9 protein-coding genes and 2 tRNA genes are annotated in these 9,965 nt (G+C 39.8%); 10 read left to right on the top strand and 1 reads right to left on the bottom strand.

What is annotated here, in order from left to right; translation table 11 throughout:
* Positions 1-84 precede the first annotated feature (84 nt).
* From tsaD to ABS766_RS14055, 4 genes are all read left to right on the top strand, one after another.
* Positions 85-1,107, top strand: coding sequence for a tRNA (adenosine(37)-N6)-threonylcarbamoyltransferase complex transferase subunit TsaD (gene tsaD, locus ABS766_RS14070; RefSeq protein WP_408085830.1), 1,023 nt, complete (start codon positions 85-87; stop codon positions 1,105-1,107).
* Positions 1,107-1,811, top strand: a complete 705-nt coding sequence (locus tag ABS766_RS14065; RefSeq protein ID WP_408085829.1) for a 16S rRNA (uracil(1498)-N(3))-methyltransferase — start codon at positions 1,107-1,109, stop codon at positions 1,809-1,811. The genes tsaD and ABS766_RS14065 overlap by 1 nt, the downstream gene beginning before the upstream one ends.
* A 250-nt stretch (positions 1,812-2,061) precedes the next feature.
* Complete coding sequence (locus ABS766_RS14060; protein WP_408085828.1) at positions 2,062-2,472, top strand: hypothetical protein; 411 nt, start codon at positions 2,062-2,064, stop codon at positions 2,470-2,472.
* Between the two features lie 93 nt (positions 2,473-2,565).
* Complete coding sequence (locus ABS766_RS14055; protein WP_408085827.1) at positions 2,566-3,204, top strand: DUF4159 domain-containing protein; 639 nt, start codon at positions 2,566-2,568, stop codon at positions 3,202-3,204.
* Between the two features lie 16 nt (positions 3,205-3,220).
* Here ABS766_RS14055 and ABS766_RS14050 read toward each other — a convergent pair whose 3' ends face one another.
* Positions 3,221-4,963, bottom strand: coding sequence for a thiamine pyrophosphate-dependent enzyme (locus ABS766_RS14050; RefSeq protein WP_408085826.1), 1,743 nt, complete (start codon positions 4,961-4,963; stop codon positions 3,221-3,223).
* Between the two features lie 236 nt (positions 4,964-5,199).
* On the opposite strand from ABS766_RS14050, the gene ABS766_RS14045 reads away from it, so the two are divergent.
* From ABS766_RS14045 to ABS766_RS14020, 6 genes are all read left to right on the top strand, one after another.
* The gene (locus ABS766_RS14045) at positions 5,200-6,282 is read left to right on the top strand and encodes an AI-2E family transporter (RefSeq protein WP_408085825.1); all 1,083 of its coding nucleotides are present in this window, start codon (positions 5,200-5,202) and stop codon (positions 6,280-6,282) included.
* Between the two features lie 3 nt (positions 6,283-6,285).
* Positions 6,286-7,458 carry a class I SAM-dependent methyltransferase gene (locus ABS766_RS14040; protein WP_408085824.1) on the top strand — a complete coding sequence of 391 codons (1,173 nt, stop codon included), beginning with the start codon at positions 6,286-6,288 and terminating at the stop codon, positions 7,456-7,458.
* A gap of 49 nt (positions 7,459-7,507) precedes the next feature.
* Entirely contained in the window at positions 7,508-8,086 is a 579-nt protein-coding gene (locus ABS766_RS14035; RefSeq protein ID WP_408085823.1) for a hypothetical protein, read from the top strand.
* A gap of 146 nt (positions 8,087-8,232) precedes the next feature.
* Positions 8,233-8,316 (top strand) — tRNA-Ser (locus ABS766_RS14030).
* An 8-nt stretch (positions 8,317-8,324) separates the two neighbouring features.
* A tRNA-Pro gene (locus ABS766_RS14025) sits at positions 8,325-8,399 on the top strand.
* A 300-nt stretch (positions 8,400-8,699) separates the two neighbouring features.
* On the top strand, positions 8,700-9,959 hold the full coding sequence (locus ABS766_RS14020) for a site-specific integrase (RefSeq protein ID WP_408085822.1): 1,260 nt from the start codon (positions 8,700-8,702) through the stop codon (positions 9,957-9,959).
* Positions 9,960-9,965 lie beyond the last annotated feature (6 nt).

Below are 9,965 nucleotides of genomic sequence, written 5' to 3'. Positions count from 1 at the left end.
TGCCTTTAGGGGCAAAAGTAGGAATTTTTACAGCGTGTTAATTTTTCTTTAACCGTTTTTTACAAATCAAAATCCGTGCCTCTTATGGCAGAAAATTCTGTATATATTTTAGCTATTGAAAGTTCGTGCGACGATACGGCTGCCGCTATATTGCATAACGGTAAAGTACTAAGCAATGTTGTGGCCCGCCAACAGGTTCATGAAGAGTATGGCGGGGTAGTGCCTGAGCTTGCCAGCCGCGCCCACCAGCAAAATATTGTACCCGTAGCAGATGTGGCCCTAAAAAAAGCCGGTATACAAAAAAAACAGCTTAGCGCCATAGCTTTTACACAGGGTCCCGGCCTTATGGGCAGCCTGCTGGTAGGCAGTTCTTTTGCCAAATCTGTAGCACAGGCGCTACAGATACCTTTAATAGCCGTAAACCACATGCAAGCACACATTTTAGCTCATTTTATTGAGGAAGAAGGTTTTGAAAAACCTGAATTTCCTTTTTTAGCCATGACCATAAGCGGTGGCCACACGCAAATAGTAAAGGTAAGCAGCTATTTTGATATGGAAGTTATAGGCGAAACTACTGATGATGCCGTTGGTGAAGCTTTTGATAAGAGCGCTAAAATTTTAGGGCTGCCCTACCCCGGCGGCCCGCTGATTGATAAATATGCGCATGAGGGTAACCCAAAAGCCTACACATTTACCAAACCACAGGTGCCCGGACTTAATTTTAGCTTTAGCGGACTCAAAACACAAATATTATACTTTGTGCAGAAAAGTGTGGAAAGTGATGCGAGTTTTGTAGAAAATCATTTGCATGACATTTGTGCGTCTATACAATATACCATTATCAATATTTTAATGGATAAACTTAAAATGGCAGTAAACCAAACGGGAATAAACCGTGTTGCTATTGGCGGGGGCGTTTCTGCTAACAGCGGCATACGTAAGGCACTTAAAGAGGCTGAAAAGAAATACGGGTGGAAAACCTTTGTACCCAAGTTTGAATATACTACCGATAATGCCGCCATGATTGGTATTGTGGGCCACCACAAATACCTCTTGCAACAATTTGATGATGCTACAATAACCAGTAAAGCCCGATTTGCCCTGTAATGCAGTTATTTTATAATCCTGATATTACCTTCACTGATACATCTTTTACTTTTGATAAAGATGAAAGCCGCCATATTGTAAAAGTATTGCGAAAAAAAGAGGGTGATATTATACACATTACCAACGGCAAGGGCTATTTGTTTACAAGTGAGATAACGTCGGCACAGGAAAAAAAATGCGAGGTAAAAATTACTGCACAGCAGTTTTTTGAGCCCATGCCCTACCAATTACATCTTGCCGTTGCTCCCACAAAAATGAACGACCGTTATGAGTGGTTTCTGGAGAAAGCAGTTGAAATTGGCATAAGCGAGATTACCCCCATACTATGCGACCACAGCGAGCGCACCGTCTTCAAGGCTGATCGTTTTGAAAAGATATTGCAAAGTGCCATGAAACAATCGTTGCAATATTATATGCCGGTGCTGCATGAACCTGAAGCTTACAAAGATTTTATAAGCAAAGAACGTAAAGGCCAGCTTTTTATAGCCCATTGCGAAGAAACCGATAAAAAGCTGCTTAAAACCGAACTACGCCCCAAACAACCCATAACGCTGCTGATAGGGCCTGAAGGTGATTTTTCTACTCAGGAAATTGAAGCTGCACTGGCAAAAAACTACATCCCCGTATCGTTAGGTAATACCCGCCTGCGTACCGAAACTGCCGCCATCGTGGCAGCGCACAGCATTGCCTTTATAAACCAATAGTTTATAACAAGCTGATTACAAGTAATATTACCTGTTTTAAAAAAACCGGTAGTATTACTCTTAACTGTTTACTACACTACGGTTAGCTTTGTATAAGCAATATCTTTATAACAATGTTTGTAAGGGTATGCTAAACGTGCTTTGGCCAAGGCAATGCTCAATTAAACGTGGAACCCGGAAACCACAATAACCGGGTACGTAATAACATCCAACTAAAAATTTACGTATAACAGATCAAACCAAAAAAATTATGGAAAATTCAACTTTAGGAGTTGCAAATTCTGCAAACGAGGTAAAATTAGGTAAAGGGGCACAGTTTTGGGCCTACATTTCTCCAGTAAATGATACCTTAAAAATGATTACCAACTGGGAAGTTACCCTATCCCAAGGTGACTGGTCTGGTACTATTACCAGCAAAGAACCCACAAAACAACTGCAAACCCCAGGCTTATCGGGTATTTTTAAAGTAAGCGTAAAGGTGCTTAACGGCTCTACCGGAACCTGGAGAGAAGTGCCTCCACAGTCAGGAAGCGCTAACGAGATAGGCTGCAATTCTAACTGTGCTTCTATGGTGGGTATTGTTGCAGATAGTACGTCACCCATGCCAGGCAGCATTAATGCGCATTTCTGGACAACATGGGATGCACTTTGCAGCATGTAAAATGCAACATTTTTTTATAGCTTTTTATTGTGTACCCCTCCTTAAAGAGGGGTTTTTGCTATGAGTTTTAGTATATTTACAAAAAAAATAATTTTGAAAAAACTGCTCTGTATATTGTTATTGTTTCCGTTAGCTATAGGCGCACAGGAAATTGCTGTATTAAAATATAATGGCGGGGGCGATTGGTATGGCAACCCTACTTCATTACCCAACCTTGCTAAATTTTGCAACCAGAACATCAATACTAAAATAAACACTAAAACAGCTGTGGTAGAGCCCTCCAGTCCCGATTTGTTTTCTTACCCCTTTGTACACATGACGGGGCATGGCAATGTTATTTTTAGTGACAGTGATGTTGCAAACCTGAGAAATTACCTCACCTCCGGTGGATTTTTGCATATTGATGACAATTATGGCATGGATGAATACATCCGCAGGGAAATAAAAAAAATATTCCCTGATAAAGAACTGCAGCGCGTGCCTTTAAACCATGCTATCTATCAGGGGCCGTTTGCTTTTCCGCAGGGCATGCCTAAAATACATGAGCATGACGGCAAAGCGCCTGATGTATGGGGAATTTTTATTGAAGGACGTTTAGTATTACTATACACCCATGAAACCGACCTGGGCGATGGCTGGGAAGATGCGGAGGTGCATAACGACCCGCTTGAAGTGCGTACCAAAGCCCTGAGGATAGGTGCCAATATTTTAAACTATGCCTTTAATAATTAGCAATTATTACTACAAGCTATAGGACTTCATTAATATGTTTATAGTTTGCTTTTACATTTTCCAAAACCTCATCCATACGGCCGGATAACAGCAGTTTTGTCATACTCAGGGCATAACCCTTCATTTGTTCCCATTCCACTTTTGGTGGCATGGCTAAAGAGGCAGGATTTGTCATAACATTTACCAGTACAGGGCCTTGTATAGCTAAGGCTTCTTTTATAGCTCCCTCTACATTATCAGGCTCATTAACAGTTATCCCTCTAAAACCCATAGCTTGTGCTACAAGGGCAAAATCAGGGTTAACCATATCGGTTTGGTTATCCGGCAGCCCGGCAACTTCCATCTCCAGCTTTACCATACCAAGGGAGCGGTTATTAAACACAATTATTTTAATAGGCAGCTTATATTGATGTATGGTAGCCAGGTCGCCTAACAGCATACTAATACCGCCATCGCCGCAAAAAGCTATCACCTGCCTGCCGGGATTAGAAAGCGCTGCACCAATAGCCTGGGGCATGGCATTAGCCATAGAACCATGATTAAAAGATCCTAATAATTTTCTTTTTCCGGTTGCATGCAGGTACCGTGCACCCCAAACGCAGCTCATACCCGTATCAAGGGTAAAAATAGCATCATCGGCAGCAAGCTTATCTATAGTATGGGCCAAATATTCCGGCGAAATTTTATCCTTTTCCCCACTGTCATTCACATAGGTGCTAAGGTTCTTTTTAACTTCCTCATATATGGCTAACTGCGCCATCAGGAAACGTTCATCTTTCTTTTCTGTAAGCAGCGGCAATAAAGCAGCAATAGTTGGTTTTATATCGCCACAAAGCCCCATATCTAATTTTGCCCTTCGCCCCAGCCTTTCGGGGCGTGTATCTATCTGTATTATTTTTTTGTCGGTAGGTATAAAGTTCGCATAAGGAAAATCGGTACCCAAAAGCAAAATAGTATCTGCCTCATGCATAGCATGAAATGCCGAAGGCAAGCCTAGCAGGCCTGTCATCCCCACTTCATAAGGGTTGTCATATTGCATGCCCATCTTTGCGCGGAAAGAGTATCCTATCGGCGATTTTAATTTTCCGGCAAGTTGTATAACCTCATCATGCGCTTTATCACAGCCCACGCCGCAATAAACCGTTATTTTTTCGCTTTGGTTTAAAACACCGGCAAGCTGCTGTAATTCGGTTTCATTTGGCATTACTACCGGATTGTTGCGGTAGTTGTGCATTGCCGTTGGGCTTTCTGCCGCAGGCATGGCAGAAAGGTCGCCGGGCAGCCCGAAAACCGCCACCCCTTTTAAATGCAGGGCATGTTGTATGGCAGCCTGCAACATTCTTGGCGCCTGCACCGGTGTACATGCTAATTGGTTATAACAGCTGCAATCATCAAATAATTTTATTGTATTAGTACCCTGAAAGTAATCTACCCCAAATTCAGTAGTATGTATAGTAGAAGCAATTACAAGCATGGGCACCCCGGTACGATGGGCATCATACATACCATTTATAAGGTGCACATGGCCCGGGCCGCAACTGCCTGCGCAACAGGCAAGGCTGTCTTCATCAAGCTCTGCCTCTGCAGCTGCCGCATAGGCGCCAACTTCTTCATGGCGTACATGTATCCATTTTATTTTACCATTTCTTCTGACAGCATCATTTAAATCATTAAGGCTATCGCCGGTTACAGCATAAATACGCCTAACATTATTTTCTACAAGCATTTCTACTATCTGGTCTGCAACTTTTTTTGACATATGTATATATTTTATATAATCAACAATACTTTTCTTACAAATACTATCAAATTTACAACAAAAATATCTTCTACATGTATATTAACTATATTATAACATAGTGAATTTCACAATATACAGGTTAAAATATGCGAGACTAATTCAGCGTCATTATATAGAATACTTAATATTATGATAAAGGATAGAGCATTAGTAAAATTTTTTATACTTTCGGGCTATAAATACCTCACTATTTAATGGTAACATCTAAAACTATAGCTAACGGAATAGTACGTGCCGTAGCCATACTGGCCGGATTGTATGTATTACTCCTATTTATTTTTAGCGTTAAAACGGTACTGCTTTACCTTTTTATAGCCTTACTGGTTAGCATGATTGCCAGCCCCGTAGTACAGTTTTTAAAGCGTAAATTACATTTTCCGCATATTTTGGCTGTAGTAACTACTTTGGTATTTTTTATATTGCTCATGGCGGGTTTTATTATGCTGTTTGTGCCATTAATAATTTCACAAAGTGAGAACCTTAGCCTGCTGGATACCGATAAACTGGAGCAGGATGTAATGAGCGTGGTAGGTGAAATAAATAATTATTTTGGAATCGACACCAAAAAAATTATTTCTGATGCCGACCTTACCTCAAAAATCAATTTTAACTTTATACCCAACCTGCTTAACTCCATACTCTCCATCTTAAGCAATTTTGGTATTGGGTTTGCATCAGTACTTTTTATAACGTTCTTCTTTCTTAAAGACCGGAAAATAGTATCTGTCAATGTTAAAAAAATACTTCCTGATGCTCATCAGGGCAAAATACTTATATCATTAAATAAAATAAATTACCTCCTTAGCCGCTATTTTATAGGGCTTATTATACAAATAACGGTACTCTTTGCCATGTACCTTACCGTATTACTTATTTTTGGTGTAGAAAATGCTTTTATAATAGCATTTATAACTGCATTACTAAACATTATACCTTATATTGGACCATTGGTGGCTACGGCACTTGTTATTATATTAACACTATTGGGACATCTGGGACCGGAAGCACAAAACGATATGTTTAGCACCACATTATATGTATTTATAGGGTATTGTATTGCGCAGATTATTGATAACAATGTGAGTACTCCATTAATATATTCAAGCAGTGTAAACTCCCATCCGCTCGAAATTTTTATTGTTATACTGGCCAGCGGTTTTGTTTTTGGCATTATGGGTATGATAGTGGCCGTACCGCTTTATACATCAATAAAAGTAGTAGCTAAAGAATTTTGGCCTAAAAACCCTATAGTAAAAGTACTCACAAAAGATATTTAGGTATTGCAGTCGGCATTATTAAAACACAACGTACAGGAGTTTATAAAAAGTAATACCTACACTGATATTACTGCACTTGCGTTACAAAAAAATCCGTTTAGCGGCATTGCATGGCCCGAAGTACTTAACCAGGTTGCAGCCCGTAAAAAAGCTGAAGTTAAATTACCCACCTGGTTTGCGGCCAATAATATTATATATCCTTCAAAAGTATCGGTAGAGCAAACTTCATCAGAAATTGCGGCAAAATATAAATCGTCCCTCATATCAGGCAATAGCCTAATAGACCTGACGGGGGGCTTTGGGGTAGATGACTTTTATTTTGCAAAAAGGGTTAAAAATGTATTGTATTGCGAAATAAATGCAGAATTATCTGCTATTGTAGCTCATAATTTTGAAATGCTTGGCGTTGATAATATTACGTGCATGCCAGGGGATAGCCTTGAGATTTTAAAGCTTAAAAACCAAAAATGGGATTATATCTATATTGATCCTTCCCGAAGGCATGATGGCAAGGGAAAGGTATTTATGCTGAAAGACTGCCTGCCAAATGTACCCGCCTTACTGAATACCTATTTTGAATTTACCAATACCGTTTTAATAAAAACGGCACCCCTACTTGATATTACTGCAGGGCTTACTGAACTTAAATGGGTTAAAGAAATACATATTGTAGCCGTAAATAATGAGGTTAAAGAACTTTTATGGCGCTTAGAAAAAAACTTTTCGGGTACTCCCCTGCTGTTTGCTGTTAATCTTACAGAAGATGCCTCTGAGATATTTGAAACCTCTTTGGCAGACGCTCCGGAAGCACATTACAGCATGCCCATGCAATACCTGTATGAGCCCAACAGCGCCATAATGAAATCCGGGGCATTTAATGCAGTGGGTATTCATTATAAACTTTCCAAGCTTCATAAACATTCTCATTTATATACTTCAGATACGCTTATTGATTTTCCCGGAAGGCGTTTTAAGATTGATGAGCAACTCCCGTTTCAAAAGCAAGCCTTAAAGCGCTACGAAGGCAATAAGCTCAACATTACAACCCGTAATTTTCTGTTGTCTGTAGCTGAGATAAAAAAGAAATGGAAAATAAAAGACGGAGGCAATACTTATGCCTTTTTTACCACTGACCTAAATGGAGATAAAAAGGTACTTTTTTGCACTAAGGTTTAAAGTATTAAAAAATATCTATATTTGGCTGCACTTTATTAAAAACTAAAGGATGAAAAATATAGTATACATTACTCTGTTACTTTTTGCATTTACAGTACAGGCACAACAACAAAATGATGATTGCCAGCTTACAATTGAAACTACGGAGGAGGGTGATGAAATCAAATCAACAAAAGACTACCTGATGTATGAAAAAGTATTTGGTGATACATCACAGTTTTTATTCTTTTCACTTACTAACAGTGCAGGAACGCCGTTACTTAACTTTCAATTACTTTCAAAAAGTAAAGGGTTTACCCCACAGGTATGCCTCAATCAAAACTCAAGAATCTTTATACAGCTTACCAATAACAAAATTGTTACGCTTATAAGCGCTGTAGAAGAGCAGTGCTCTGCCCTGGTGTATGACACCAATGAAAAAAACAACCTGCGCATTTTAACCGGAACTTTTTTATTTACCAAAGGTAATTTTGAAGATCTTGAAAAATCAGCTGTCAGTTTTATAAGAGTGCAGTATGCAACCGAGTCTGTAGACTATCCCATTAAAAAAGAACTTACCAGCGAAACATCCGGAACAGTCTATCAACCCGAAACATATTTTATAAACCACTTAAAATGCCTTGAATAGAAAAATTGTATTTATCTGTATATGAAACAGTTTGAATTACATACCAAAATAAAGTAAAAAAACACGAAAAATAGTTGCAGAAAATTAAATAAAAAAGTTACATTTGCAACCGCAAAAAAGGTATATCCTTTTAGCTTTTTAAAGTAGGAGAGGTGCCGGAGTGGTAACGGAGCAGATTGCTAATCTGTCGGCGTGCAAACGTCGCCAGGGTTCGAATCCCTGTCTCTCCGCTTCTTTTCGGGGTGTAGCGTAGCCCGGTTATCGCGCCTGGTTTGGGACCAGGAGGTCGCAGGTTCGAATCCTGCCACCCCGACTTTGAAGTCTTTCATTGGCTTCTGTTGGCCCGCAAATACTCAGTATTTTCGGGCTTTTTCGTTTTATACCCTAAAATGAAAAAAGCATTTATATCAGTATTTTTGTGAGTAATTAGGTGAGTAAATTTCAATTCAAAAAAATTTACTCACAAAAACAGGGTTAAAAAATTGAATAACAATTTGTTACGTAGATTTTTTAACATTTATTACTGCCAAATGTAGCCTCTTGAAGCCGCTCACGATTCGCAAGCATTTTGAATCGGTACTTAATGTCATGTTTAATTTAAACCACATTTGGTATGAAGAGCACAAACACCTTTGGTATCCAGTTCATCATAAGGATTCCAAAAAATGAAAAGGCAACAGAAGCAACTGTCTATGCACGAATTACTGTAAACGGCCGAAGGTCTGAAATTTCACTTAAGAAAAAGATTGATCCAAAATTCTGGGACGAAGCCAAAGGACGGGCTAAGGGAAAAAGGGACGAAAGTGCCGGCCTTAATAACTACATTGAGCGAATCAGGAGTATAATAGCCGACGGCTACCATAACCTTATACAGCAAAGAAAACCAATTAATGTTGACAGTGTCAAAGCGCTGTTTACAGGTCAGGATGAAGATGCTGTAACAATTAAGAAACTTTTTGAATACCATAACCAAGAGGCAGCTTATAAACTTGCACCGGGTACTATGAAGAATTACGGGACGACACAGCGCTATATCGGCAAATTCCTGCGAGACAAATACCACCGCCACGATATACTGCTTTCAGAGCTTACTTATCGTTTTTTACTCGATTTTGAAAGCTATCTCAGGTCGTACATACCAAAAGACCACCAGCAGCGGTTACACAACAATGGCATAATGAAGCATATTGAGAGGCTCCGTAAGATGGTGAATCTGGCCATTAAGCTCGATTGGCTCGAAAAAGACCCCTTTGCGAATTTTAAAAAACATTTCGACAAAGTAGAGCGCCAGTGCCTGACCGCTGAAGAACTCTCGTTATTGGAAAAAAAGGTATTTAAGATTGAAAGGCTAAAAAATGTTCGGGACATGTTCCTCTTCTGCTGCTATACAGGTCTGGCATTTATAGACCTTGCCGGCCTGACGCCTGATAATATCGTTACCGGTATTGACGGGGGCTTCTGGCTTTACACGAGCCGTGCAAAAACCGATACCAGCGTCCGTGTACCAATTTTACCGCAGGCAAAACGAATTATGGACCAGTACAAGCATAATCCAAAAGCGCAATCAAGCGGGACGGTCTTTCCCGTGCTTTCCAACCAAAGGATGAACGGCTACCTTAAAGAGATTGCCGACATCTGTAATATTTCAAAAAAGCTAACCTTCCATATCGCCAGGCATACTTTTGCAACTACTGTAACGCTCAGCAACGGCGTACCAATCGAAAGCGTATCAAGGATGCTTGGGCATACCAGCATAAGGACAACACAGATATACGCAAAGGTCCTTGAGAAGAAAGTAAGCGAGGATATGGGCAGGCTGAAAGAGCGCCTATGTGGAAATGAAGCCGATGATTTAGCTATTGCCAAATCTTAATTCAGA

It is taken from the genome of Flavobacterium rhizosphaerae (assembly GCF_046000445.1).
GTDB classification, from domain to species: domain Bacteria; phylum Bacteroidota; class Bacteroidia; order Flavobacteriales; family Flavobacteriaceae; genus Flavobacterium; species Flavobacterium rhizosphaerae.
The sequence above is the reverse complement of the archived record's forward strand: the minus strand, read 5'-3'. Positions and strand labels throughout refer to the sequence as shown.

Excerpts from the sequence above, each read along its gene's own strand:
- ABS766_RS14065 (WP_408085829.1), top strand. The coding sequence starts at position 1,107 with ATGCAGTTATTTTATAATCCTGATATTACCTTCACTGATACATCTTTT.
- tsaD (WP_408085830.1), top strand. The coding sequence starts at position 85 with ATGGCAGAAAATTCTGTATATATTTTAGCTATTGAAAGTTCGTGCGAC.
- ABS766_RS14050 (WP_408085826.1), bottom strand. The coding sequence starts at position 4,963 with ATGTCAAAAAAAGTTGCAGACCAGATAGTAGAAATGCTTGTAGAAAAT.
- ABS766_RS14060 (WP_408085828.1), top strand. The coding sequence starts at position 2,062 with ATGGAAAATTCAACTTTAGGAGTTGCAAATTCTGCAAACGAGGTAAAA.
- ABS766_RS14045 (WP_408085825.1), top strand. The coding sequence starts at position 5,200 with ATGGTAACATCTAAAACTATAGCTAACGGAATAGTACGTGCCGTAGCC.
- ABS766_RS14020 (WP_408085822.1), top strand. The coding sequence starts at position 8,700 with ATGAAGAGCACAAACACCTTTGGTATCCAGTTCATCATAAGGATTCCA.
- ABS766_RS14035 (WP_408085823.1), top strand. The coding sequence starts at position 7,508 with ATGAAAAATATAGTATACATTACTCTGTTACTTTTTGCATTTACAGTA.